The organism is Streptomyces sp. NBC_01426 (assembly GCF_036231985.1).
Lineage (GTDB): Bacteria > Actinomycetota > Actinomycetes > Streptomycetales > Streptomycetaceae > Streptomyces.
Window position 1 is genome coordinate 173,767 of sequence record NZ_CP109501.1, and the last position, 25,588, is coordinate 199,354.

Annotated in this window: 17 protein-coding genes and 1 pseudogene; 10 read left to right on the forward strand and 8 right to left on the reverse strand. The window is 70.6% G+C overall.

Annotated elements, in window-relative coordinates; genetic code table 11:
- Positions 1–11: 11 nt before the first annotated feature.
- The 4 genes from OG906_RS35360 (at position 12) to OG906_RS35375 (ending at position 4,735) form a co-directional block, all read left to right on the forward strand.
- A complete protein-coding gene (locus OG906_RS35360) occupies positions 12–1,664 on the forward strand; it encodes a glycosyltransferase family 4 protein (RefSeq protein ID WP_329448369.1) in 1,653 nt (550 codons plus the stop codon).
- Positions 1,665–2,139: 475 nt separating this feature from the next.
- On the forward strand, positions 2,140–2,280 hold the full coding sequence (locus tag OG906_RS35365) for a hypothetical protein (protein ID WP_329448370.1): 141 nt from the start codon (positions 2,140–2,142) through the stop codon (positions 2,278–2,280).
- Between the two features lie 194 nt (positions 2,281–2,474).
- Positions 2,475–2,846, forward strand: a complete 372-nt coding sequence (locus OG906_RS35370) for an effector-associated constant component EACC1 (protein ID WP_329448371.1) — start codon at positions 2,475–2,477, stop codon at positions 2,844–2,846.
- Positions 2,843–4,735 (forward strand): caspase family protein, encoded by a 1,893-nt coding sequence (locus OG906_RS35375; RefSeq protein WP_329448372.1) that lies wholly within the window; start codon positions 2,843–2,845, stop codon positions 4,733–4,735. Before OG906_RS35370 ends, OG906_RS35375 begins: the two co-directional genes overlap by 4 nt.
- A 476-nt stretch (positions 4,736–5,211) precedes the next feature.
- Here OG906_RS35375 and OG906_RS35380 read toward each other — a convergent pair whose 3' ends face one another.
- A complete protein-coding gene (locus tag OG906_RS35380) occupies positions 5,212–5,805 on the reverse strand; it encodes a TetR/AcrR family transcriptional regulator (RefSeq protein WP_329448373.1) in 594 nt (197 codons plus the stop codon).
- Positions 5,806–5,917: 112 nt separating this feature from the next.
- Between OG906_RS35380 and OG906_RS35385 the strand changes: the two genes are divergently transcribed.
- Positions 5,918–6,928 carry an NADP-dependent oxidoreductase gene (locus tag OG906_RS35385; protein ID WP_329448374.1) on the forward strand — a complete coding sequence of 337 codons (1,011 nt, stop codon included), beginning with the start codon at positions 5,918–5,920 and terminating at the stop codon, positions 6,926–6,928.
- A gap of 176 nt (positions 6,929–7,104) precedes the next feature.
- Here the strand turns inward: OG906_RS35385 and OG906_RS35390 are convergent, their stop codons facing one another.
- The gene (locus OG906_RS35390) at positions 7,105–7,278 is read right to left on the reverse strand and encodes a CsbD family protein (protein WP_078658966.1); all 174 of its coding nucleotides are present in this window, start codon (positions 7,276–7,278) and stop codon (positions 7,105–7,107) included.
- 252 nt (positions 7,279–7,530) lie between these two features.
- On the opposite strand from OG906_RS35390, the gene OG906_RS35395 reads away from it, so the two are divergent.
- Positions 7,531–7,794: a hypothetical protein gene (locus OG906_RS35395; RefSeq protein ID WP_329448375.1), complete on the forward strand. Its 264-nt coding sequence runs from the start codon at positions 7,531–7,533 to the stop codon at positions 7,792–7,794.
- A gap of 157 nt (positions 7,795–7,951) precedes the next feature.
- Here the strand turns inward: OG906_RS35395 and OG906_RS35400 are convergent, their stop codons facing one another.
- A complete protein-coding gene (locus tag OG906_RS35400) occupies positions 7,952–8,356 on the reverse strand; it encodes a hypothetical protein (RefSeq protein WP_329448376.1) in 405 nt (134 codons plus the stop codon).
- 739 nt (positions 8,357–9,095) lie between these two features.
- On the opposite strand from OG906_RS35400, the gene OG906_RS35405 reads away from it, so the two are divergent.
- On the forward strand, positions 9,096–13,886 hold the full coding sequence (locus OG906_RS35405) for an RICIN domain-containing protein (protein ID WP_443067496.1): 4,791 nt from the start codon (positions 9,096–9,098) through the stop codon (positions 13,884–13,886).
- Entirely contained in the window at positions 13,883–15,208 is a 1,326-nt protein-coding gene (locus OG906_RS35410; protein WP_329448378.1) for a hypothetical protein, read from the forward strand. The genes OG906_RS35405 and OG906_RS35410 overlap by 4 nt, the downstream gene beginning before the upstream one ends.
- 141 nt (positions 15,209–15,349) lie before the next feature.
- Here OG906_RS35410 and OG906_RS35415 read toward each other — a convergent pair whose 3' ends face one another.
- Complete coding sequence (locus OG906_RS35415) at positions 15,350–16,423, reverse strand: alkene reductase (protein ID WP_329448379.1); 1,074 nt, start codon at positions 16,421–16,423, stop codon at positions 15,350–15,352.
- A gap of 116 nt (positions 16,424–16,539) precedes the next feature.
- Here OG906_RS35415 and OG906_RS35420 point away from each other — a divergent pair.
- Positions 16,540–16,905: pseudogene (locus OG906_RS35420) on the forward strand (MerR family transcriptional regulator); the annotation flags it as partial.
- A 932-nt stretch (positions 16,906–17,837) separates the two neighbouring features.
- On the opposite strand, the gene OG906_RS35430 reads toward OG906_RS35420, so the two are convergent.
- Positions 17,838–19,346: a serine/threonine-protein kinase gene (locus OG906_RS35430; RefSeq protein WP_443067497.1), complete on the reverse strand. Its 1,509-nt coding sequence runs from the start codon at positions 19,344–19,346 to the stop codon at positions 17,838–17,840.
- A gap of 429 nt (positions 19,347–19,775) precedes the next feature.
- On the opposite strand from OG906_RS35430, the gene OG906_RS35435 reads away from it, so the two are divergent.
- Positions 19,776–21,692, forward strand: a complete 1,917-nt coding sequence (locus tag OG906_RS35435) for an FHA domain-containing protein (RefSeq protein WP_329448381.1) — start codon at positions 19,776–19,778, stop codon at positions 21,690–21,692.
- A 196-nt stretch (positions 21,693–21,888) separates the two neighbouring features.
- Here OG906_RS35435 and OG906_RS35440 read toward each other — a convergent pair whose 3' ends face one another.
- The 3 genes from OG906_RS35440 to OG906_RS35450 all read right to left on the reverse strand — a co-directional run bounded on the left by OG906_RS35440 (position 21,889) and on the right by OG906_RS35450 (position 25,569).
- Positions 21,889–23,334 carry a carboxylesterase/lipase family protein gene (locus OG906_RS35440; RefSeq protein WP_329448382.1) on the reverse strand — a complete coding sequence of 482 codons (1,446 nt, stop codon included), beginning with the start codon at positions 23,332–23,334 and terminating at the stop codon, positions 21,889–21,891.
- Positions 23,335–23,450: 116 nt separating this feature from the next.
- The gene (locus OG906_RS35445; RefSeq protein WP_329448383.1) at positions 23,451–24,356 is read right to left on the reverse strand and encodes an MBL fold metallo-hydrolase; all 906 of its coding nucleotides are present in this window, start codon (positions 24,354–24,356) and stop codon (positions 23,451–23,453) included.
- A gap of 196 nt (positions 24,357–24,552) precedes the next feature.
- The gene (locus tag OG906_RS35450; protein WP_329448384.1) at positions 24,553–25,569 is read right to left on the reverse strand and encodes a hypothetical protein; all 1,017 of its coding nucleotides are present in this window, start codon (positions 25,567–25,569) and stop codon (positions 24,553–24,555) included.
- Positions 25,570–25,588 lie beyond the last annotated feature (19 nt).

Below are 25,588 nucleotides of genomic sequence, written 5' to 3' on the forward strand. Positions count from 1 at the left end.
ACATTCTCGTCGTGTCGGACAACAGCGGCAGAGGCGAGGGGGGTGTGGAGGTATTCAACCAGGAGCTGTCCGAGGCTCTGGCCCGCCGGCACAACGTCACGCTGTTCACGGCCAACCCTGACATGCCCCAGCATGAAGGCATCCAGAGGGTGGTGACGACACGCCCTCCGGTACTTGGCCCCGGGCCTGGAGTGGAAGGTGCACCGGCGGAAATGGAGCGGCGGGATTGGCTCAAACATCTCGCCGGCCAGGAACCGAGGCAGTATGGGCTGGAGGATCCGGCGAGCCAGCCGTACGACATCGTCGTCGCGCACTCGCGCTTCTCCGGACCAGCGGCTGTCGAGTTGCGCGATACCTGGTATCGAGATGCACGCGTGGTGCATTTTCTGCACACGAGCCCCGAACGGCTCCCCTTCGTCAAGGGGTTCCCGCCCGAGAAGGCCGAATACAAGGCGGTCAGGGATTCTTCGATCGAACGCGCCGCAATGGGGCGTGTGGACGTCGTGGCCGGAGTCGGTCCACTTCTATCGGAAGTGAGCAGGGGCCTATCCTCGCAGGGCGTGAACGTTCCGCATTCACACGAAGTCATCCCGGGCAGCAGGGTTCACGATCCGGTGCAGCACGACCCTGCGCCGGAGAGGCTGAACCTTTTGGTCATGGGACGGGTGGATGACCCCCTCAAGGGCGTGCGGGACGCCGCGGAGGCAGTGCAGCTGCTGAACGAAGGCGGCACCTCCGTCCATCTCACCGTCCGTGGTATTCCCGCGGAACAAGTGCAGGCGGAGCTGGTGAAACTCGGCAGGCTCACCGGTGGAAACGTCACCGTCAAGCCCCGTACGAGCAGCGTGGACGAGCTCAACGAGGACATCAGAGGCTCTCACGCGGTGATCATGCCCTCGAAGCACGAGGGTTTCGGCATGGTGGCGCCCGAGGGGCTGGCTCACGGTGTTCCCGTCCTGGTCAATGAGGAGAGTGGCGCCGCTCAGTTTCTCCAGGATCCCGATCGGGTGCCGCCCGCGATCGGCGGACCGTGCGTGGTGGCCGAGCCGACCGACAGCACAAGCCGGGCAGAAGCATGGGCCGCCGCGATCTATCGGCTGAAACAGGAGCTCCCGCAGCGCCAGGCCGGAGCGCTGCACCTGCGGGAGACCCTGCAGGAGTACACCTGGGATCACGCTGCGCAGGCCACGGTCGAGGCGGCGATGAGCCAGACGCCACTGACGCGGCGGGACCCCAGGTCACTGCTCACGGCGCAGGAGCGGGACGCGGCCCGCACGGTCCAAGGGCCGAACGGACAGTTGCTCAGGCCTGAGGCGCCAGAACAGGCGCAACAGACACCGGAGCAACCGGGGCCCGAGACCGGTGCGCAACGGGACGCGCCGGGGCGGGACAATCCGGCGCCCGAAAATCCGGCGCCGCTCTGGCAGGCGGGCTTCGCCCAGAACCAGTCCGTGCCCGGGAGCCTCCGAACTACCGCTCGTCCGGAGAGCTCGACACCAATCTGGCAGGCGGGCTTCAGCCAGAGCCGGCACGGCGCCGGGAGACAGCGCGGTACCGCTTCCCCGGGGCGCAGTGCGGGAGAGAGCGATCCGGGACGGACCAGCACCGGGCACCAGCCGCCACCCCATCTGCCGGGTCCTCGTGGCGGCGGAATCGAAATGTGACGTGACGGCCGGGGCGGACACGATAGTTGCTGACGTCGGCCCGCCAGGGTGAGGCTGGGTCCTGGAGGGTCGGGCCGGTGCCCTAGGGGAAGCCGTTGAGGGTGGAACGACCGTTTCACGATCGCGGAGCGGCCGGGCAAGGCGGCCGGCATTCGCCCGGCCGAAGCAGCCGACGCCTTCCTGAGTACCGGGCCTGTCCCCCACCTGTGGAACACCGTCACTCCGGCCGGCCACCTGCGCCACCGCTACGCCCCGACCGGGCCACAGCGGGGCCGGCAGGAGCGGCAGGACCGAGCGATCGCTGCCAAGTACGCGCGCGGCGCGGCTCCGGTCAGTGACGTTCTCACCGACGGCTCGGCCGTTGTTGCGGGCCTCGCGCTGGAGATGATGCATCGCCCAGAACGTTCTGGAGCGGCTGATCCCATCCCGCACCCCCGATCACGGAATCAGCCTCGCGCCGATCGGGCTCGACGGCTTGGTGCTGGACCCGCGGGCCGGCGTCCACATCGCCGTGTTGGCCGCTGCTGCCCGGTTCAACGCCCGGCAACTGGTGATGACGGTCACCGAGAACGCCGCGGCGAACGTCGCCGCCTGCGGGCCCGTGTTCCGGCGGTAAGACGGGAGACGACTGCGGTACGCACTGCACAGGCGCATCCCCTGCGACGACACTGCGGCGCTGCAGCGGCTGTGCGAGGTGACCCGGCCGGACTTCTCACCGGGACGAGGTGCCGAGCCCAGGGGAACTCGATCAAAAGGCCGCTCAGAACGCCCTTTGATCCTAAACTTTTGGCATCCAGCCAAGGAGGGGCAGTGGAAGCGTGGCTTTCGGTACGGGGCGGGAACCCGGTCCGCGACGTACAGGACCTCGACGAGTGGCTGAACGGCGAACCGGAACTGCGTGGCCGTGTCACGCCCCGGGCGGCGCAGCCGGGTCCGAACGAACTGGGGGCGTCGTTCGACGTGCTCATTACCGCGATCGGCAGCGGCGGCGTGATCAGCGTGCTGGCGGGATCGTTGCACGCGTTCCTGACCCGGCCTCGCGGAGCCGACGTGCGCATCTCGGTCTCTACGCCGGACGGGCGCAGTGTGGAGTTGGAAGCCCAGCGGGTCGAGGACGTCGAGTTGCTGCTGCGTCAGGTGCTCGTCGTCTCCGAGGAGCAGGAACCAGCCGGTGACGCGTGAACCGGTCGGTGTTCCGCGCCGTCGATCCCGCACGGTCGCGGATCGTTCTGATCGGCACTCCGCACTATCGTGATGAGCACCTGCCGGACGTACCCGTCGTCGCCCACAACGTGGCCGACCTCGCAGCGGTGTTCACCGACCCGGAACTCGGCGGGTTCGCCGAGGCGCACTGCCGTACCGTGCCCGGTGACGCCGATCTCGCGCGGGTCGGTGAGATCCTCACGGACGCTGCCGAGCAGGCGAGCGATCTGCTCCTGGTCTATTACAGCGGGCATGGACTGATCGACCGTCGCGGGAACCTGTATCTGAGCCTTGCGGCGACGCGCCCCGACCAGTTGGCATACTCCGCGCTCACTTTCGACGCGGTCCGCGAGACCTTCCTCGACAGCCGCGCGGAGAACCGGGTCCTGATTCTGGACAGCTGTTTCAGCGGGCGCGCAATCGGTCGGCCGCTGGCCGGTGAGGAGCAGTCGCTGCTCACCGCACTGGACGTAGCCGGCACTTACACGCTGACCGCCGCCACCGCGAACCGCGTGGCGTTGGCGCTGGATGGCGAACGGCACACCGCTTTCACCGAGCGGATGCTCAGACTGTTCCAAGACGGCAGCACCGGGGCCGGCCAGATGCTGACGTTGAACGACATCTACCGGCACCTGCTTGCCCGGCTAACGGCCGAGGGCCTGCCGGTGCCACAACAACGGGGCACGGGCACCGCCGAGCTCCTGGGGCTGGTGCGCAACCGGCAAGGAGTCTCGGATCGTCAATTTCTGGTGCACGAAACCCTTCCGGTGCTGGTGAACGCGGCCGTCACCGGCCGGTCCGGGCCCGTCGGGAGGGCCTCGCCTGAGCGGCCGAGCGACGGTATCAGCGCCGAGGACCGTGCCGTCCCTCTGATCGAGAAGGCGCTGCGCCACGCGTCGGGAGCAAGAAGCAAGCAGCTCCGACGCGTCTGCTTGTCGCAGATCGCGCCGGTCGTCGCGGCCGTGGTCGAAGAACAGGCCCTGGCCATCGCCGCGACCATGTCGGACGAGGACCGTCGGCAGTCCGTCCTGGCGGATATCGCCGTGGTAGTCGCCGCCGCCGACATCTTCCGCGCCATCGACATGCTGGTCAACGGCATGGAGCCTTACCGGACTACGGCGCTGGCCCACATCGTGAGGAATCACGGGCTGCGCGACCCGAGAGACGGGGAGTACGTCCTCGACACCTACGTCCTCGACGGCCCCCGGCCTCGTCGGAGCACAGCCGCCTTGAGCGAGATCGCGCGGGCGGTCGCCGCGTTCGCGCCTGACCGGGCCGAAGAGATCGCCGCCCGCATAACGGACGAGCGTTCCCGCACGGACACCCTGGCCGCGATCGCCCGCACGGTCGCGGCCACGGACCCCGGCAGGGCCTTCCGTCTGCTCCCCGACCAGTACGCTCCCTGGACGGCGCCCATTGTCGCTGAGGCCCTCGCATTCATCGACCCCGACGGGGCCCTGCGTCTGATCGCCCCGCTTGCCGGTCAGCAGCCTTATCCGACGGCCCGGGCCGGCGTCGCTCGAGCGGTCGCGGTGACCGACCCGCAGCGGGCCCTGCACATCGCCCGTGGCATCACCGACCGCGCGTGGCGAGCGAAAGCACTGGTGGCCACCGCCCAAGCCGTCGCGGCCACCGACCCCGATCGGGCCCTGGAGATCATCGCTGTCATAGGTGACCGCTTCGTGGAGCAGGCGGCGCTGGCGGATGTCGCTCCGATAGTCGCCGCAGACGCCCCCGAGCGGGCTATGCAGCTCGCCGAGAGCATCAGCGATACGTTATCGAAGGTCCTCGCGCTGACGGGCATCGCGTCCGTGCACCTCGACACCCGCCACCCCCGGAGCAGCGCGACCAGCCTGGCGGCTCGCTGACAGCGACCTGGCGTCCACGCGCACGCCACGATCGTCGGACGCGCCCCACCGGCCGGAGGCGGCCAACGGAGCCGCGTTGAAGCGCGGCAACGGCCGGCGCGGGGATGGGCACGGGCGGGCCCGAGCGCCTCAGGGGGCGCTCTCGAACTCACCGGCGCTGAAGGTGACGGAGCGCCAGGCGCTCCGGTGGAGCTGGAGCGAGAGCGACCGGGGAAGCCCGGAGGGTAGCGCCGGCACGTTCATCTGGCCTCACCGTGGGGGTTCACGTCCGCGGGGTGACGCCCAGGAGCATGAGGACGGTGTCGTCCACGGCGTAGCCGCCAGAGTGCCGGCCGGCTACCTTCTGCAGTTGGTCTGGCCGCGTCGTTGCCCCGGGTCTCGGCCAGGGGCGAGACGCTCGTCACCGAACTGGGGACTGCTGCGGTGTCAGGTGCGCTTCCGCGACCGCAACATCGTCGAACGATGCTTCGCCCGTCTCATGCAGTTCCGCGCGATCGTTCCTCGGCGCCGCCGTCGCTGCGCTCCGCACTCGTCAGGATCGCGCTCGCGACCACCTCGAAGAGCCGGTCGGCGCGTGGCGCCAGCGGAGGCTGGTCCCCGAGCCAGGCGAGCATGGCCACCAAGGCGAACAGGTCGCCGCCGTCGATGTCGCTGCGCGCCGCGCCTACGGTCTGGGCGCGGGTGAGGAGCCGCGCCCCGGCCGCGCGCAGCGTGGTGCACGAGGCGTGGAGCGCGGACTCGGTGTCCGCGATGGCGGAGGCCATCAACGCGGTGACGCCCCGGTACTCGGTGGTCCACGCGACGCAGTCGCGCAGCCAGGAGACGAGAGCGTCTTGGGGCGCGCTCGACGTCTCCAGCGCGGCCGCCTTCACCGTCATCTCCTCGAAGCTCGTGCGGAGCAGGGCGTCGAGGAGTGCCTCACGGGTCGGGAAGTGACGCAGCAGCGTCGCCAGGCCGACATCGGCCCGTCGCGCGATGTCGCGCAGTGACGCGTCGACACCCTGCTCGGTGAGGACGGCGCCCGCTACGGCGAGCAGATGCTCGCGGTTCTTCTTGGCGTCAGCGCGCACGTGTCGCCCCTTGACTATCCGGATCAGTGGTCCATATATTCGGATCAGTGATCCATTTTTCTGGACCGCTGATCCGTATAAGCCTATCCCGCAGCACGGACAGGAGAAAACGATGTCGGCACGCACGATGAGGGCGATCCGCCTCCACGAACACGGCGGCCCCGACGTTCTGCGCTACGAGGAGGTGCCGATCCCCGAGCCGGGGCCCGGCGAGGTGCTTGTCCGCGTTCACGCCGCCGGCGTCAACCCCCCGGATTGGTACCTGCGCGACGGGATGACCACCATGCCCGGGGAGTGGAAGTCGACGGTCAGCCTGCCGGTGATCCCGGGAACCGACGTATCAGGCGTCGTCGAAACCGTCGCCGCGGACGTGAAGGGCTTCGCCCCGGGTGACGAGGTCTTCGGCCTCCTGCGCTTCCCCAGCTTCAAGGGCAGCGCATACGCCGAGTACGTGGCAGCGCCCGCCTCGGACCTCGCGCACAAGCCGGCCGGCATCGACCACGTGCACGCCGCCGGGGCACCCATGGCCGGGCTCACCGCATGGCAGTTCCTGATCGACGTCGGGCACGATCACCCCTCGCCCTTCCAGGAGGCCCGCCACCAACCGACGGCACTCGACGCCGACACGACGGTACTCGTCAACGGCGCCGCCGGCGGCGTCGGTCACCTCGCACTGCAACTGGCGAAGTGGAAAGGCGCACGGGTCATCGCGGTGGCATCGGGCGCACATGCCTCGTTCCTGCACGAACTCGGCGCCGACCGCTTCATCGACTACACCACGAGTCGCCCCGAGGAACTCGTGAACGACATCGACCTCGTCCTCGACACCGTCGGCGGCCCCGGCAGCGCAAGCCTCCTGCGTACGCTCAAACGCGGCGGAGCCCAGTTCCCCGTGCTCCCCGGCGGAGTCGGCGAGGAAGAGGCCGCGAAACTCGGCATCACGCTGTCGAGCGCCCAGGTCCGCTCGAACGGCGCCCAACTGGCCGAACTGGGACGCCTGCTCGACACGGGCACGGTCCAGGTCGCGATCGACAGCACCTTCCCCCTCTCGGACGCCCGAGCCGCGCACGAACGCGCCGCCCGCGGCCACATCCGGGGCAAGATCGTACTCACGGCCACGTGATCCCTCGGCCCGCGCGGCCCCGACGTATGCGCGCCCCCGACCGATGCGAAAAGACGTCATGCATCTGAGCTGAGGCGGGGCCGAGGCCTCGCTCAGTCGCTTCCGGACATGACTGGGCCCCGACCCGGGGGAGGGAGTCGGGGCCCAGCAGTGTGACGGATGTCCGTCGGATGTGCCTAGTGGCGGAAGGTGTCCTTGATGTCTTCCTTGGCCTGGCGGGCGTTGCCCTTGGCCTGGTCGGCATGGCCTTCGGCGGTCATCCGCTCGTTGCCGGCCATACGGCCCATGGCTTCCTTGGCCTTGCCCTTGGCCTGCTCGGCGTGCGCCTTGGTCTTCTCCGTGCCCGACATCGGGACCTCCTCGTGTAGTACCGGATTGGTCGTGACGCTCTCGTGCTCACGATCGCCGTCCGTAAACCCGTGGCCTTGTCGAAGCGGGCAGAACACTCCCCCGCAACACCAGCTGCCTCGGCTGCCCACCTGCGCGGATGGGAGACCTGTAAGAGTCGGATGCACAGCCAGGAGCGGATCGGGCAGGAGGTGCCTTGGAGCACGAGGCGCCGTGGAGCGGCTGTTTCGGGTGGCCCGTGTACGCCGCGCGGGGTGGTGGCTCCCTGGGAGTCGGGCCTGCGGGTCACCGAGGACGGCGGGGTGGAACAGTCGGAGGCCGACGAGCGCTTGGCCGAGGAACTGGCCGAGGCGATCCTGACGGCCGACCCGACCCCGCAGGAGGGCGACGGGCAGTCGCCGCCCGACCCCGACGAGGCCTTCACCGCGTTCGCCGCCCGGGCGACCGCCCGGTGGGCGACGGGTCCGCGCCATCGGATCAACTCCCCGGGGCCGGTGCGCAGCGCACGCTTCGCCTGAGTGCGCAGCGGCCGAGGCGGGTTCGGTTCCGGATCTCCGCTCGGCCGCTGCGGGACACCCTGGTCGGGGTGGCCGGTCCCGTGCCGCGGCGTTCGCTGCTCGGCGTAGGGGCCGTCGGCCGGAGTACGGCTCGTACTGCCTGCCGGGGCAGGTACCTTCAGAGACCGACGCCCGGACCTCGCGCGGGCCCCGGCGGTGGCGGGGAGGTGGCCGGGGCGGACGCACCTCGCGGGGGCGGCACGTGGGTGCGGGGGATGTTCACACCGGGCAGGAACTCGGCACCCCTGGCCACCCGCACCGTGGCGTCATCCTGCCGGAAGGTACGCGCAGGAGCGCGGTCATGCGTACGGGCCGCAGCCGCAGCGGTGGCCGTCGGTGCGGGCTGCGCACCGAAGTCGCCCCTGTCGGTGGTGATCAGCCCGGTGGCCAGGCCCTCCTCGGCCAGCTTCTCGGCGTTCTCCCGGCCGACGGAGTACCCGCGGCCCGTGGTGCTGTCCGCGTAGAGGCTCTTGATGAAGCCCTCGGGCGCCATGCGGCCGCCGTACCAGTCGCTTGGGAGCACCGGGCCGTCTTGTCGTACCTGGTCGCGACTGCTCCACGGCCCACTGACGTTCGGCCATCTCGTCGCCGGGGGCTGCCTGCGGGTCACCGACACCTCCGCGGGCATGGCATCGCCTTCCTGTCCGGCCGCTGCGAGGGACGTGGAGGTCGCAGGTCAGCTCGCGGAAACCATCGCCCGTGCGCCGAAGGGCACTTGGCTCCCATGCCGCCTCAGAATGCGGCCCCAACTTCCTTGCTCCCGCGCCTCGACCTGTGTCTATAGTGAGCGCCGCGCGACCGGCGGACACGACCCGTCAGCCATGCCGCGCACAACCAGCAGGCGGTCGGGGGAACAATGCCGCCTACGGGGGAGGGGTGGTTTCGGCATGCCGCGACATCGGCTCACCAGACGCACCGCATAGGTCCGCAGCGCGGCTTCCCGCTGTCCTGGCATCGGGGCAGTGGCCGATTCGGGCTGCACCGCCTTCGCCTTCTCGGACGGGACCCCCAGCCGCCTTCGTTCACCACGAAGGAATGGTCCCTTGCGCACAGGACCGCGGCTTTTCTCCCGCAGACCGAGAAGGTCCGCACTACTGCCTCCGGCCGCCGTATCCGTACTCACCCTGGCCGTCTTGAGCAGCCTGGCCGTCCAGCCCGCACTGCTCGACCGCGCCAACGCACTGCGCGCCGCCGCGGCCGGCAGCTCCGAGGACTGGTTCGAGGACACGGCCGCCGAGCAGTGGCGGCAGGACCAGTGCCTGATGGCCGATGTGCTGCGCCTGGGCGGTCCGGCCATGGCCGGGACTGCTCAGGACGGGCTCAACCAACCCGTGGACAAGCTGCACGTGCTGGCGAACCGCCAGCACTGGCAGGACACGCCGCTCTCCCAGGCGTACGCGAAGGACCGGGCCGCCGCCAACAAGGAACTGGCGGACATCGATGCCCGCCGGGACAACTGGAAGAAGCCCCTGACCGGGCTGACGAATCCGGCCGGCATGACCTTCACGGGGTTCCAGTGGCCGCCCGGCACCCGTGAGGGTGTGGACTTCCACACCCAGACCGGCCTGACCCCGTGGATCGCGGACCGGTTCTGGAAGAACGAGAGCGACTTCTACGAGGACCCCACTCCCAAGGCCGACGAGAAGACCGTCAAGGCCGTCTCCGACCTGGGCACCCCGCTCTACGGCAAGGACCCCGACGCGGCGACGAGCACCGACTGGGACCGTGACCGCGCCGAGCACGGCGGGTTCGAGTGGCTGAAAGACGGCACCTTCGAGCCCACGGGCGCGGACAACGCCCGGCTCTTCCTCGCCTCCGGCGGCTTCCCCCGTACCGGCCCCGCGCCGGACACGGCGGAGTACCGGGTCGCGGTCGAGGACATGAAGACCCGCTTCTCGACCTGCGCCTGGCGCGACCCGATCGACCCGAACAAGGTCCTCGGCGATGTCTCCGCGACGGCCGCCACCGAGTGGCAGCAGGAGGTCGGCTCCCAGGCCGCCCAGCGCAACCAGGTCGTGAACGCCGGCAAGGACGCCACCAAGGCGCTCGCCGCCGGAGCCGAGGCGCTGGGCCAGATGCTCGGCCACTCGTGGGTCGCCGACCACCTCACCCGCTGGCAGGACTACTGGTCCGCGGGCGGCGTCGGCTGGATCGGCAACGCCTCGGCCACCATCGAGCTCAAGGCGGCGGCGGGCAAGTGCCTGGACGTCCAGAGCGCCGGGACGGCCAACGGCACCCCGGTCCAGGTCTACACCTGCAACGGCTCGACCGCACAGGGGTGGCAGGTGGAGGGTGACGACCGCGGTCTGCACCTTCGCAACGTCAAGTCCGCCAAGTGCCTGGACGTGGCCGCGAACGGCAAGGCGGACGGTACGAAGATCCAGATCGCCGTGTGCAACAGCGGTCCGGGGCAGACCTGGGCGTACGCCCCCCGCGCCACCACACCGTTGAAGCACGTCGGCTCGGGCAAGTGCCTGAACTTCTCGACGTACGACCTCGGCAAGGACGCGCTGCTCGCCACGTGCACCGGCGGCGGCCCGCAGCAGGTCAACATCAAGCCGTCCGGCCACACCGGCGAGGTACAGCCCAAGGCGCACTTCGACCAGGCGACGAAGGGCATCGCGGACGCCCAGGCCGGCGCGAAGCAGCAGCTCGCCCTGCTCAAGCAGCAGGCCACCGCCGCGAAGACGGCTGCCACCGCCTCCGACGCCGCCGTGCAGGCGGCCTACGCCATCGCGGACAAGAACGGCGCGCCGCGGGGCCGCGGCATGCTGGTGGGTCTGCAGAAGGCCCAGGTCACCAAGGGTTCGGTGGCGGCACTGGACGCGATGGTGAAGGCGGGTGAGACCGCGGAGGCGGCCACGCGTGCCTCCGGCGCGGACAGCGACACCATCGCGCAGCGCGCGCTGGCCCAGGCCGCGCAGTCGAAGGCGGAGTTCCGCCGGGAGGCCGCGCACACGGCCGAGCTCCAGGCGAAGGCCGCCGCGGATGCCGCCAAGACGCACCGGGACAACGCCAAGAAGGAAGCGGACACCGCGAAGGCGAAGCTCGGCGAGGCGCTGAAGGCGGAGGCCGATGCGAAGGCGGCTGCCGCCAACGCCCACGCGAAGCGGCTCGCGGCCGAGGCCGAGGAGGCCACGGCGAAGAAGGAGAAGGAAACCGCGGCCCTCAAGCAGACCGAAGCCGCCCAGCACAAGACGAACGCGGAAGCGGAGGCGACGAAGGCAAGCAACGCCAGGACCAAGGCCGAAGCCGCCGAGGCGACCGCGGTCGAGCACAGGAACGGCGCCTTCAAGGCCCGCGACACCGCCAAGGCCAAGCGCGACGACGCCTGGGAAGCGGAGCAGAAGGCCGACGCCGCGCGCGCCAAGGCGGACGCCAAGGCCGCCTACGCCGCCTCCCTCGATGCCGCCCCGGAGGCCGTCGCCGCACGCGCGGCCGCCGATCAGGCGGACAAGTACGCCACGGACGCGGAGACGGCGGCCGGCAGGGCGCGCGGCGAGGCCGACGCGGCGACGAAGGCCGCCTCCGAAGCCGACGCGGCCGCCACCCGCGCCGAATCGGCGGCCAAGCGCTCGCGCGCCGACGCCGACGCCGCCCAGGCAGAGAAGCTGAAGGCGGATGCCGCGGTGAGGACCGCGACCAGCGCCACCGCAGACGCGATCGCCGCTTCCGAGCGCGCCGCGTCTTCCGCGCGGGCGGCCGTCTCACAGGCCAATGAGGCGGAAGCACAGGCCAAGACGGCCAAGTCCCAGGCGGACCTGGCGAACGTGGAGGCCGGCAAGGCCAGGGTCGCATCGGCCAAGGCGGCGGGTTACGCCTACGTGACCGCCCAGGCCGCGGTGGACGCGGGCAAGGCGGCCGCGCAGGTCGCCAAGCCCGCGAACGACGCGATCCAGCTCGGTTCGCCGTACGTCACCACCGACTCGGCCGCCGGCCTGGTCGTGTTGACCGGGCAGGCGTCGAAGACCATCGCGGATCAGCAGAAGGCCATCGCCGACGCGCACGCCAAGAACGCGCAGGAGGAGGCTGCCGCGGCCAAGGTCATCGCCGACCAGGCGCAGGGTGACGCGAAGGCCGCGTACGAGCACGCGGCGACCGCCGCGAAGCACGCCTCGGACGCCCGTACCTACGCCAAGGAGGCTCTCGGCTACTCGGCCGACGCCGCGAAGTCGGCGTCCCTGGCGGCCGCGTCGCTGGCGCGCAGCACCGAGTTCGCCGGCCAGGCCGCGGCGGACGCCGTGGCCGCGGACCAGGCGGCCGGACGCTCCGAGGGCTACGCCAAGGCGGCCCGGGACTCCGCCGACCAGGCGGCCCTCGACGCCGCCGCGGCCCGCGCTGCGGCGACCCGTGCCGAAGAGGACGCGAAGAGCGCCCGGGCGGCGGCCGACCGCGCCGCCATCGCCGCGACCGAGGCCGAACAGGCCGCGAAGGACGCGGACAAGTACGCCAAGGAGGCCCAGGAAGCCGCTGACAGGGCGGAGAAGGCCGAGAAGGCGAAGCAGATCAACACCGGAACGGTCCCCGACCTGGTCGGTGGGTCCATCGGCAACTTGTTCTACCTGAAGGACCGCACCGAGCAGATCGGCGAACCCCAGACCCTGAAGAAGACGGCCGGCTGCGAAGGCTGGATCGACGCCCTCTTCTACAAGGGCGACTGCACGATGACGGTGAGGATCCACTACAAGGACTACCTCGATCTGTACCTGTGCACCGCGGACGTCCTGGACCCGTCGAAGGCCACGTGTCCCGCGAGCGAGACGGTGTATCTGGGCGAGTACCCGACGGACGAGCTGACCCAGGACTTCACGCACACCATCACGATGGCCGAGTACCAGTCGAACGTCGACCCGATCGACATCCTCTTCGGGCACTGGATCAAGTGCGGTCAGATGTGGCCCGGCGGTAAGAGCGGAAGCCTGGGCGGATGTGCCTGGGCAGCCGTGGACGTCGCCCTGCTGTTCTCCGGGAAGATCCTCAGGCCCATCGCCGAGGGCATCACCGCTCTCGACGCCGCCATGCGTACCGGAATCGGCATAGCCGACGCCCTGCGGGGGCTGAAGGGGCTGAGGATCAATCCGCAGGCCCTGGCAGCCATCGAGTACGAGGCCAACATGGCCGAAGCGGCCCTCACCGCCTGCAAGATCAACAGCTTCCCTGCCGCCACACGTGTGCTCATGGCAGACGGGTCGCATCGCCCGATCAGCTCGCTTCGTGTGGGTGACGCGGTGCTGGCCGGCGACCCGGCCACCGGGACGGTCCGCTCCGAGCCGGTCACCGACACCTTCCAGCACGCGGCCGACGGCCTGGTCACCATCGGCCTGTCCGACGGCAGCAGCCTGGAGACCACACCCGGACACAAGATCTACGCCGAGAAGCGCGGATGGGTCCTCGCCTCGGAACTGCGGACGGGAGACCGGCTGCTGCGCCCCAACGGCGAGCTGCTCACGGTGGCGGGCGTGGGTGGCGAGACCGACGCGGCATCCCAGCAGGTCTACGACCTCACGGTCGGCGGTCTGCACACCTTCTACGTCCGCGCTGAAGGATCACAGGCGTCGGACGTGCTCGTGCACAACTGCATCAACCTCAGCGACGAACTCCTGCCGAGTCTGAGGAAGTACAAGGACTCGGGCGAGATGCACGCGCTCGCGGAGCACGTGGCCCCGACTCCGGCCGAAGCGTTCGCCCTGGCCGGGAGGAAGGGCAAGCCGAACTCGGTGTTCACCAGCCAGGAAATCGCCCAGCAGGCCATCGACCGCATCGTCGCGGACCACTTCACCACCGTGAAGAGCGGCCAGAGGGTCCTGGACAAGGTCAAGTGGAAGAAGTTCGAACAGAAGGTCGCCGGAGCACGGGACGGCGAGGTGGTCCTGGAGATCACGGGGACGTGGAATGCCTATCCGTCCCTGGGGAAGGTGTACCACCCGGACGGCGTCACGGTGACCACGGCCGGTAACAGCGTCTCGCTGAAACTGATGAAGGTGTCGGGCCACAGCGGTCAAGGTCGCGGTGGATTCGCCATCATGACCGCCTTCCCGACGGGGACTCCATGACCCAGGAACGTCCGGCGTACTACGAGCTCGGCTACGGAACGGATTTCGGCCTGACCGCCCTGACCGCCGTGACCGAACGCCTCGGCCTTCCCGGTTCCGCCTCCGGGCCGGCCGGCGCCCTGGGGTGCGCGGAAGAGATCGCCGACGGGTCCGAGGGTGAGGAGGCCGTCGAACTGGGTGAGGACGCTCGCCGGCTGCTCGCTTCCGCGCTGCCGGACCGCATCCTCCGCACGGTGTGGCTGGCCTCCACCGGCAACGCCTTCGACCCGGCCGACCACGGCATGACCTGCCGTGAATGGCTGGAGCGGATCTCGGAGGTGTCCACGGCACGGCTCCGGCGGAACAAGCGCTCCTACACTCCGCCACCGGTGCGACCGGTGCGGGACGTGGGACCGTGCCAGGCGGTCGTGGCGGAACTCCGTGCCACGGCCCCGGCCCTTTCGGGCGCGTCGGTGCTGCCGGACCTGGTCGATGCCCTGGAAGGGGTGGTGACGGGGGCCGACGGTGACCTCGGCATGCGGCTGTTCCTCCGCGCGCTCAAGGCCCACGCCGTGCCCGTCCCGTACGAGCAGTACCAGCGCTTGTTGGCGCTTGGCCGGCAGTTCGGCTTCCCCCCGGGCGCCGTCCACGACGGCCTGCACATCATCTGGCCGCAGGTCGGCACCAGCCGGGAGGGCGTCTCCGGGGATTTCGGACTCTCCCAACTCGCCAGGCTGTTCACGGCAGGGTGGCACCACCGCACTCCCCGCGCGGCCGTCGGGCATGCCGTGACATACGACGGCTACGAGCGGCCTCCGGGCTCCGAGGCGGCCATCCTGTGGGAGGACACCCGCAGGATGCTCGACTCCGGGCTGTCCGACGACACCGTCACCGTGCTGTGGCTGGCGGCGACGAACCGGGGCTACAACATCGACGAGTTCGGGGTCGGCGGCCGGGAGTGGCTGGAGCAGGTCGTGGACCTGTGCGAAGAGCACCTGACCGCAGCCGCTCCCGCCTACCTCCCGGCGCTCGCGGCCATCCTCACCGACACGGGTGACGCGGTCCTCCGCGAGATCCGGGACATGGCACCCCTCGCGGCGGGCAAGGCGATCAGCCCTGCCTTCCTTCCCCTGGAGGGTGCCGCGGTGATGGGAGCGCTGGAACAGGTCGTCACCCGGGTCGACCCCGACCTCGGGTTCCGCCTGTTCCTGCGGACACTGGAGGTCCTGCAACTGCCGCTCACCGAGGAGCGGTACGCCCGGTACGAGACCCTCGGCAGCCGTTTCCAGTACGGCGAGGACCATCTCCTCTTCTCGATCGACCACCTGGTGCAGCGCGGCTGATCCACCTGCCTGTACCCGTACTCCCATCCGAGCGCCCCTCCCACCGGAGGGGCGCTCGCCTTTCGGGGCGCGCGTCTGCCGCGTGGACGGCGCCCGTGCTGTTCACCGTCTGTGGACCTGCTCGTCCGCAGCAGCTCGGGCTTACGCCGCGTACTGGTGGGCCGGGTAAGTCAGGTAGCCCGTGTCACCGCCTTGGAAGTACGTGGCCTCGTCGACGGGGGCGAGGGGGAGCCCGCCGCGCAGTCGTTCGACCAGGTCGGGGTTGGCGAGGAAGGCTCGGCCGAAGCTGATGAGGTCGGCGCCCAGGCCGAGCCAGTGGTCGGCGTCCTCCCTGCCGGTCTGCTTGGCGCCCATCGGAAACACCGGGTTCATCACGAGCGTCCCCTGCCACGCACGGCGCAGGGCGACGAGCGTGGCTTCGTCACTGGTGGCTTCGAGGTGTACGTAGGCGAGCCCAAGGGGGTCCAGTTCGGTGAGCAGTGCGGTGTAGAGGTCACGGACTTCGCTCTCCTCCACCCCCCAGAAGGTCCCGCCCGGTGAGAGCCGCAGGCCGGTCCTCTCCGCGCCGACGGTCTCGACGGTGGCGGCGACGGCCTCGACGGCGAACCTGATGCGGTGGGCGATCGTGCCTCCGTACCGGTCCGTGCGCAGGTTGGCGTTGGATGACAGGAACTGTGAGATCAGATAGCCGTTGGCACCGTGCAGTTCCACTCCGTCGAAGCCCGCCTCCACGGCGCGGCGGGCGGCCCGGGCGTAGGACCGGGCGTGTTCGGGCACTTCGGTGGTCTCCAACGCTCGCGGCATCGGGGCGGGCTGCGGCCCGGTGGGGGTGAACACGTCGCCGACGGCGGGGACCGCGGACGGCCCGACCGGCTGGAGGCCGGTGGTGTCGGGGTGCGAGACGCGGCCTCCGTGCATGAGCTGGGCGAAGATGCGTCCTCCGTTGGCGTGCACGGCGTCGGTCACGGGGCGCCATGCCTCGACCTGTTCGTCGGTGTGCAGTCCCGGTGTGCCCGGGTTGGACTGCCCGATCAGGCTCGGCTGCACCCCTTCGCTCACGATCAGGCCGGCCGTGGCCCGCTGGGCGTAGTAGGTCGCCATGGAAGGGGTCGCCAGGCCGCCGGCCGCGGCGCGGCCGCGGGTCATCGGGGCCATGACCATCCGGTTGGGCAGCGTGAGGCCGCCGAGTCGATAACTGGTGAACAGACTCGTCATGTCTGTACTCCTTCGCAGCTGTTGTGCCCGCGGTTCGGGTACAACAGCTACGCTAAAACCTCACATCGATGTCAGAGGCAAGGGTCTACGACACATTTCTTCGCCGGGAGGGTCATATGCGGATCGGGGAGCTCGCATCACGCGCCGGAGTCAGCGTCCGGTCCGTGCGCTACTACGAGGAGCAGGGGCTGCTCACCAGTACGCGCAGTGCCGGCGGGCAGCGGCACTACACGGAGGCCGAGGTCGAGCGGATCGCCTTCATCCAGCGGATGTACACCGCAGGCCTGTCCAGTCGCACCATCACCGAGCTGATGCCCTGCATCGATGCGCCCAGTGAAGAGCACTCCGACGCCGCGCTGGAGCGGATGGCACTGGAGCGCGAGCGGCTCTCCGCGCACATCGCCGAACTCCTGCGGACCAGGGACACTCTGGACGCGCTGATGGCCACGGCCCGGGCACACCAAGAGCAGATGAGGGCCGCAGGAGCAGGTTCGGACTGGCGGCCCCCGGCCTCCTGCCGGCCACCGCACCCTTCCGGACAGGGGAAAGCCTCGTGGACCACGCGGCCTTCCAGAGCGAAGACGCCGGTGCGGGACTGAAGCCCTCCCACCCGCACCGGACCCGCCGACGGTCCGCGACCGCCGTAGCTCTGGAGTTCCTCAAGACGTGCTTACCGGGCTAGCCCTGCGGAACATCTCCTTCGGACAGTTGCGAACCGACAGGGGTGGGCACATGGAATATCTGGTGAGCCTGGGGATCGTCATCATCGTGCTGGCCATCGCCGCGCTGCGGGGAAACGACCGAGGCGGCCCCTGGCGAGGAGGGGGTCGGGGAGGCAGGTCGGGGGGCGGCGGTCACTCCTGCGGTGGCGGTTCGTCCTGCGGTGGCGGTGGCGGTGGCGGATCCTGTGGTGAGTGACGCAACGGCGCTGGGCCGGCGGGCACCTCTGGGAAGGTGGCCCGCCGACGAGCCGGGGCCCGTGTGCGAGAGTCCGCACCTCGTCAAGGCGCAGGGCTCAAGCCGGACTTCATCGGTCGCGCGGTCTGTCAGCGCGGTCCTCGGATGCTGTCGATGATGCGGGTCCAGTTGTCGCTGCCGTGTCCGTCCTCAATCGCGCGCCGGGACGCTCCGCGAAGGCTCCGAAGTGGTCGACGTGGCTGAGCCGCAGCACTAGGCCGTCTCTTTCGGATCTTGTCGGTGAGGGCCGCGGTGTCCGGTGCCGTGCCTGGCAAGGCGGAGGGGCGCCCGTGTACTGGACGTACTCGGGTGCCCCCGACAACGCCGTCAGGGGCGGTACCGGGCGCCGCGGCCCCGGCAAGATCCGAAAGAGACGGCCTAGGCATCCCGGCCACCAACCGCACGCGTGGTCATCAGCGCCTTCAGCCGCCCCTCCGCGACTCCGCTTCCTGGGGGATCAGCCGGTACAGGTGATCGAGAAGGGCACCGGGTTGGAGAGGGTGCGGGTGGGGCTCTGAAGTTCCACGGCCATGCCCGTGGTGAGGGTGCCCGCCTTCGTGTAGGTGGTCAGGCGTACGGTGTCGTGGCCCGTCGGGTTGGCCTTGTCGCCGATGGACAGGGTGCGCCAGTGCGGATCCACCACCGAGCCGTCACCGGACACCCAACGGTAGGAGATCAGCGTCGGTTCGGATGCGGTGAAGGTCGCGGTGAACGCCGGGGCCCGGCCCTCGGGGGTCGGGCAGCTGCCGGTGTACGTCGTGTTCGCACCCGCCACCGACATCCGTACGCCCGAACCGGTCGTGGTGTCCGCGTCGTTGCCGGACAGCGCATAGGCCACTCCGCCCGCGGTCAGTGCGCAGGCCGCCACGCCGGCCGCGACGAGGAGCGCCGTACGAGGCCTGCGGGGCTGGGCGGAAGTCGCACGCGCCTCGGCGGCTTCGACTCGGGCGGGCCCCTCGGGCGCGGGTTCCGAGGTGGTCTCGGGCGCGGGTTCCAAGGTGGTCTCGGGCGCGGGTTCCAAGGTGGTCTCGGGCGCGGTCGTGGTGTCGGACTTGGTCGTGGCGGTGCGTGCGGTGGTGGCAGTGCGCGCGGTCGTGGCGGTGCGCGCGGTCGGTTCGTTCGTGGCGGTCGGGGTCGCCGGGGTGGCGGCTTTCGCCGTGGGGACGGGTGTCGTGGCGGTCGGGAGGATGGGGGCGGCGGTCGTCGTGGCGGCGGGCTCGTGGGCGATGTCCCGTAGGGCCATGGCGGCTTCGGCGGCGGGAGTGCGTTCCGCGGGTTCCTTGCGGAGCAACCCGGCGATGACCGGGGCGAGAGGGCCGGCGCGGGTCGGCACCGGCGGTTCCTCGTCCACGACGGCCCGCAGGGTGCTCAGCGCGGTGGCGTGCCGGAACGGGGAGATGCCCTCCACCGCCGCGTACAGCATGACGCCGAGCGACCACAGGTCCGACTCGGGGCCCGAGGGGCGGCCCAGCGCCCGCTCCGGCGGCAGGTACTCGGGGGAGCCGACGAGCTCGCCGGTCATGGTCAGCGCGGTGCTGCCCTCGACCACGGCGATGCCGAAGTCGCTGAGCACCACCCGTCCGTCCTCGGCGAGCAGCACGTTCGCCGGCTTGACGTCGCGGTGCTCCACCCCGACGGCGTGCGCGGACCGCAGCGCGCTCAACACGTCGGCGCCGATGCGCGCGGCGTGCCGCGGGGTGAGCGGCCCCTCGTCCCGCAGGAGTTCGGCCAGTGACCGGCCTGGGACCAGTTCCATCACGATCCAGGGCCGATCGTCCTCCATGACCACGTCGTGGACCGTGATCACGTTGCGGTCGGGTATCCGGGCCGCCGCCCACGCCTCGCGTTCCAGCCGGCTGTACATCCGCGCGACGTCCTCGGTCCGCAGCCCGGCCGGGGCCCGCACCTCCTTGACGGCGACCTCCCGGTGGAGAGTCTCGTCGTGGGCCCGCCACACGGTGCCCATGCCTCCTTCGCCGAGGCGGGACAGCAGCCGGTAGCGGCCCGCGATCAGCCGCTCCCCACCCGCCGGACCCGGTGCGGGTGTGGCAGCGGTGGCGGCCGTGCCTCGGGTGGTGGCCCCGGTCGTGGACGCGATCGTGGCCTCGGTCGTGACCTCGGTCGTGGACGCGATCGTGGACGCGGTGGTGGCCGTATCCGGCCCGGTCGCCGCGGTGGTGGCCGCGAGTGCGGTCTCCATCACGGTCTCGGTTTCCTCGATGTGCATGGGGGCGGTTCTCCTCTTGTCGCCGGCCGACGCACACACCACGTACGGACCGGGCCCCTGGTTCAGCATGACTCAAAAGATTCCAAGAAAATGATTGAACCGAACACGTTCTCGATGACGTGTTGCTGTCGTACGAACAATCAGCAGCGTCGTTTCAAGGGGTGTGGAGTGCCATCGGTCATCGTCGGGCGCACGGGTCCGTTCACCGGACAGAGCGTGGTTCTGGGCAGCGAGCCCCTCAGCTTCGGGCGAAAGAGCGACAACAGCATCGTGATCGTCAGCCCCAACGCCTCCCGGCTGCACGCCGAGATCCTCACGGAGGACGCCGGGTTCGTCCTGTACGACCGGGAGAGCCGCAACGGCACGTTCGTCAACGACCAGCGGGTCACCCGTCACGTCCTGCGGCCGAACGACTGCGTCCGCATCGGTGATGAAACGTTCCTGTACGAGGCGCAGGACGCCCTGGAGACGGTCATGGACCTCTCCCTTCTGGACGTCCCCCGGGCGGGCACCGCGGACCCCGGCATGCTGCGGGTCACCATCACCGGCGGTGGCCCGGTGGGCCTCGCCTTCGCCCTGGCCCTCGATGAGATGCTGCCCGGGCGGACCGCCATCACCCTCTACGACGGGCGCTGGACCAGGAAGGGTTCCTCGGTCGTCTGGAAGGACGAGACACAAGGCAACTTCCGTCGCCAACAGGTGGTGACCGTCCAGAGCCGGCAGTACCTCGCCCTGTCGGAGGAGGTGCTCTCCGCGCTGTTCGACAACGGCGGCGCCTACTCGGAGATGTGGCCCGTCGGCCCCGACTCGGTCGACGGCCGGCCGCCCCGCAACATCCGGATCGCCCACATCGAGGACCGGCTGCTGGAACTGGCCAACCGGAGGGCGGCGATCCGACTCGTTGCCCGGCGTTTCGACGTGACGGAGCAGCAGAACCGGCTCACGCAGGAGCACGTCCTGGTGGTCTGCGAAGGTGGCCGCTCCCGCACGCGTGAGCACTACGCCGACCGCTTCGGCGCGGCCGACGCCTCGATCTACTCCCTCGACGGCGAGCACCTCCAGGACGTCGTCCTGGGGCTGCGGGTGAAGTCGAGGCTGCCGGACCCGATGAGCGTGCTGCTCACCGTGTCGCAGAACCGCTTCCTGCTCAACTCGCTGCGCGGCGAGGGCTTCCTGAACATGCGGCTGACGCGCGAGGAGGCCAAGAGCGTCATCGGCATCGACCCGATCCGCCACGTCTTCGAGGAGTGCATCGCCGCCCGCCCCTGCCTGATGAGCCGGCAGGAGGAGGACAACGAGTTCCGCTGCCCCACCCACGGCACCCTCTTCCTCCCCGCCCTGCTGCGCAGCTCGCCGCTGTGGAAGGAGATCCGGCAGGGCCTCAGCCTGTTCGGGGTGGCCGAGGACGACCTGTCGGCGATCACCTCGTTCCGGCTGGACATGGTGCAGCGCCCGCGATTCACCGCACAGCTGCACCGGCCCACCGCGACCAGCCCCGGCACCTACGGCTTCCTGCTGGGCGACGCGGCCAACGCCATCCACTTCTGGCCGGGTCGCGGCCTCAACAGCGGCCTTGCCTCGGCCACGTCATTGGCCCGGTCGCTCAGCCGTGCCTGGCAGGGGAAGCCGCTGCGGGACGCCGACTTCATCCGGCACGAGGCGGCGATGTCGATGCTCCAGTACCGGCACAAGAGCCGGGCGTGGAACGCCATGGTGACCACGGACGACCAGGGCGTCACCCGTGCCATCCGGGACATCATCGCGCGCAGCGCGGAGGCCGGGGCGGGCGCGGGGGCCGGTTCCCGCACCGCGGACGGGAGCGACCTGGAGGCGCTGCTGGACCGGATGGCGGGGATCCGCGACCGGCTGAGGCCGCGGCTGCCGGGCCTGCCCACCGACGAAGAACTCCGCTCCCACCTCGCGTCCATCTCCCCGGCCACCCTCCGCACCCTGCGGGAGAGCGGAGCCTGGGACACACTGATCGTCGGCGGTGAGGAGGCCGACATCGACCTCTTCTACCAGTCGGACTCCCCGGTCTTCGTACCCCGCCCGGCCGACCCGCGGAACCTTGTGCAGCAGCCATAGGCCTGAAGGGACGATGCAGGTAGTCCGCCTCGGGCAGATGGGAGTGCCGCAGGCGGAGCGGAGGTGCTGATCGGAGCCGCCGGACGGACCGCCGGTACACGGACCGCCGGTACGCCGGGTGCGGCGCGGCCACCGTTTCGGTTGGCGGTCAGGCGGTCAGGCGGTCAGGCGGTCAGGCGGTCAGGCGGTCAGGCGGTCAGGCGGCGCCAAGGTGCTGGATGTGGCGCCCGGCCGGTTCGTGGACGGGCCAGCCGGGATTGCCGGTCTCGGCGAACCGCATCCACGAGCGGTGCATGCGCGCGGCGAGTGGGGCGGGCGGTTCGGTGTTGCCGAGGAGCCCTCGGGGGCCGCGCAGCGATGGCAGGGACAGGCAGTCGAAGACGAACGGCAGTTCCATGACATGGCAGGCGCCCAGTTGCCCGTCGATCGCGTCGGAGCGCCAGTCGAATGCGTAGCAGTACGTCCTTCCGGTCGCGGCGCTCGCGTGGGCGGCGGCCATCCGCCGGGTGCCGTCCGCGAACAGCCCGTCGCCGAGGATCGCGGTGCGCAGGTCGGCGGCTGAGGCGGCGGGGTGCCGCGTCCGGTAGGCACGGACGGCTTCGTCGGGGTCCCGGTGGAACTTTGCCGCGGTGTCACGGACATCGGCATCGGTGGTGCTCGCGAGCAGTCCCAGCGGGGCCAGGTAGAGGGCGCCCTCGTCGCGATTGGCGCCGATGAGCAGGTCGATCTCGCTGCCCTGGCCGGCGGCGACCGCGGCGGCCGGCTGGTGCTCGCCGACCAGGCTGAAGGAGGTGATCCCGCCGAGCGGGTCGTGGTGGGTGGAGGTGCGCAGGTCCAGGCCGGTCAGGCCGGCCGTGACGGCGACGAGGTGCTCGTCGGGTACGTCGGCCAGGGCCTTGGCGGTGGGTTCGAGGTCCAGCCCGCGTCCGACGGCCGCGGTGACGATGCCGGCCTGGTCGGGGGTGAAGGCGCCGGTGCCGCTGCCGCTCTGGATGATCGCCCGTCGGAACAGGCCTGTCGAGGCCGGGTCGGCGAGGACGCCGCCGACGATGATGGCTCCGGCGGACTGGCCGAAGAGCGTGACGTTCTCGGGGTCGCCGCCGAAGCCGGCGGCGTTCTCCCTGGTCCAGTGCAGGGCGGCCTGGACGTCGAGCATGCCGCGGTTGTCCGGGGCGTCGGGCAGGTGCAGGAAGCCGGGGATGCCCAGGCGGTAGTTCACGGTGATCAGCACGACGCCGTCGCGGGCGAAGGCCGTGCCGTCGTAGAGCGGTGCGCGGTGGGAACCCGCGACGAACCCTCCGCCGTGTACGAACACCATCACCGGTCGGGGCGTCCCCTCCGGCTGCGGGGCCCAGATGTTGACGGTGAGGTAGTCGTCGCCGCGCTGCCAACCCGGGCCGAAGTAGGGCGACATGTCGAGGGTGCCGAAGGAGTCCCGGGCGGGCTGGGGCGCGGTCGGTCCCGGCCGCGTGGTGTCACGGATCCCTGTCCACCGTTGGTGCGGGGTCGGCGCGGCGAACCGTTCGCGGCCGACGGGCGGTGCGGCGTAGGGCACGTCGAAGAAGACGGTCCCGTGTTCGTGGCGGCGACCGCGGACAGGGCCTGAGGTGGTGGTGACGGTGGTGGGATCGGCGGGTGTCATCTCTGTTCTCCTGGTTGCTGGTTGCCGGTTCCTGGTTGCCGGCCGTCGGCTGTCGGCTGCTCATGTGGGTGCCGCCGCTCCGGGGTGGCCGCAGCGGCGGCGAGCTGGAATCGGGGTCAGTACCGGGTGATCGGCGCCCACTTCTTGATCGTGAACCCGCTGCCCTGGTGCTCGACCTCCAGGGCACTGTGGCCGCTGAAGTGGGCGGGCAGGACGAGGGCGCCCGTGTCAGCGGCCCGGCCGAGGAGCCTGCGGCGGGTGCTGCGGGACTGTGCCGGGTCCTGGCAGAAGCAGCTGTTGTGGTCGGGATGCGTGACCTGCAAGGGGGTGTGCATCAGGTCGCCCACGAACAGGGCCCGGTCGCTGCCGGAGGTCAGTGTGACGACGCTGGATCCGGGCGTGTGGCCGGGAGCTGCTTCCAGACGCAGGCTGCCGTCGATGGTGTGGCCTTCCTCCCACAGCCTTACCTGGCCCGCGGCGTGCACGGGGGCGACGCTGTCCTCGAAGACGTTCTCGTTGACGCCGCCGGTGATGTCCGGGTTGTTCGCCGGGTTCCAGAACTCGAAGTCGGCCTTGGGCATCAGGTAGGTGGCGTTCGGGAAGGTGGGTACCCAGTCGCCGTCGATCAGACGGGTGTTCCAGCCGACGTGGTCGACGTGCAGGTGGGTGTTGATCACCAGGTCGACGTCCTCGGGCCGCACCCCGGCGCGTGCGAGGTTGCCGAGGTAGTCCAGCCGCAGGTGGTCCCACGCGGCGGCGGCCGGGCGGGCCTTGTCGTTGCCGACGCCGGTGTCGATCAGGATGGTGCGGCCCTCGCTGCGCAGCAGCCAGGTCTGCATCGCCACATGGACCATGGCGTCGTCGGCGCCCAGGTGGTCGGGCACGAGCACGGCGCGCTGGTCCTTCCATGCCTGCTCGGGCAGGTCGGGGAAGAACTGGTCCGTGGGCATGATCGGCCCGTGCATCTCCTCGATCCGGGTGATGGTGACATCGCCCAGGGTGATCTCGTGGGTGTCCTGCATGGTGCTTCTCCGTTCGGTGGGCGGGCTGGGGGTACGCGGGGGGCGAGTGCGCCGGCCTTCGGGTGCGCGGGCTCGGAGTGCTCGCCGGCCTTCGAGTGAGCGGGGGTGGCATGACGGGGCGGCCCGTCGACGGGTACGCGGTCGTTCGGGGACGAGCCGCCGGTACATCTCCTCGCCGGGTCGGTGCCCGTGGCGCTCAGCGGTTCAGGTGGGCGCGGAGCAGGTTGGGGTCCTGGGCAGTGACGTAGGCGGCGCTCGTCACGTAGACGGATGTCCCGCGCAGGGCGATGGCCGTGGGGTTCTGCAGGCCGTCGGCCTGGCTCAGCACGATGGAGTGGCTGCCGTCGGGCTGGACGAGCACGACCTGGCCGGGGCCGTTGAGGGTGGCCAGCAGCTGATCGCCGCGGCCGGTGAAGGCGAAGTCGTCGATCCCCGGCAGGCCGGTGGCCTTGGTCCGGACGCGGCCGGCGCGACCGTCCGGGAGGACGGGGATGCGCAGCACGGTGCCCTTGTCGAGGTTGGTGGCCCAGACCGCACCGTTGTGGATCTTCAGGCCGTTGGCGCCGAGGAAGCCGGCGGGGGCCAGTTCGGGTGCGGTGGACCAGGCGGTGGGAGTGCCGCCCGTGGTGGGCACGCGCCAGATGGTGCCGAGCACGGAGTCCGTGACGTACAGGGTGCAGGTGCGCGGGTCCAGGGCCAGGCCGTTGGGCAGGCCGCCCGCGGGCAGGGCGGCGATCCGCTGCGGTTGGCCGCCGGGGCGAAGCCGCCACACGCCGGTCAGGTCGGGGGTGCCGGTGGCGTACAGGAAGTACAGGGTGCCGTCGTGGGCTCGGACGATTCCGACGGTCAGCGGGAAGCCCAGGGCCGGGGTGTGGATACCGCCGTCGGCGGGCTTGGGCAGGGTGGCGAGGATCCGGGTGGTGCCGTCGGGGGCGATCTCTGCTATCTGGCGGGCCTTGGCGAAGGTGACGTACGCGGCGCCGCCCGGTGCCAGGGCGAGGTTCTCCGGCGTCTGTCCCTTGGACAGGTCGAAATGCGCGGCGATCCGGGCGCGGCTCAGGGGGGCGGGCGCGGCCGACGCCGACGCCGACACCGGAGCCGATGCCGACGCCGATGCAGGAGCCGCCGATGCCGGCGTCGGAGCGAGCGCCACGGCGGCTGCCGCGACAAGGACGGCCGTCGACACGGCGGACCGGGAGAGTTTCTTGAACATGGTTCCTTCACTGGTTTCG

What these genes read in the sequence shown, in the direction of transcription:
- OG906_RS35385 (WP_329448374.1), top strand. Translation starts at nt 5,918, where the DNA reads ATGTCGGCACGCACGATGAGGGCGATCCGCCTCCACGAACACGGCGGC.
- OG906_RS35390 (WP_078658966.1), bottom strand. Translation starts at nt 7,278, where the DNA reads ATGTCGGGCACGGAGAAGACCAAGGCGCACGCCGAGCAGGCCAAGGGC.
- OG906_RS35405 (WP_443067496.1), top strand. Translation starts at nt 9,096, where the DNA reads ATGGCCGATGTGCTGCGCCTGGGCGGTCCGGCCATGGCCGGGACTGCT.
- OG906_RS35410 (WP_329448378.1), top strand. Translation starts at nt 13,883, where the DNA reads ATGACCCAGGAACGTCCGGCGTACTACGAGCTCGGCTACGGAACGGAT.
- OG906_RS35415 (WP_329448379.1), bottom strand. Translation starts at nt 16,423, where the DNA reads ATGACGAGTCTGTTCACCAGTTATCGACTCGGCGGCCTCACGCTGCCC.
- OG906_RS35430 (WP_443067497.1), bottom strand. Translation starts at nt 19,346, where the DNA reads ATGGGCACCGTGTGGCGGGCCCACGACGAGACTCTCCACCGGGAGGTC.
- OG906_RS35440 (WP_329448382.1), bottom strand. Translation starts at nt 23,334, where the DNA reads ATGACACCCGCCGATCCCACCACCGTCACCACCACCTCAGGCCCTGTC.
- OG906_RS35445 (WP_329448383.1), bottom strand. Translation starts at nt 24,356, where the DNA reads ATGCAGGACACCCACGAGATCACCCTGGGCGATGTCACCATCACCCGG.
- OG906_RS35450 (WP_329448384.1), bottom strand. Translation starts at nt 25,569, where the DNA reads ATGTTCAAGAAACTCTCCCGGTCCGCCGTGTCGACGGCCGTCCTTGTC.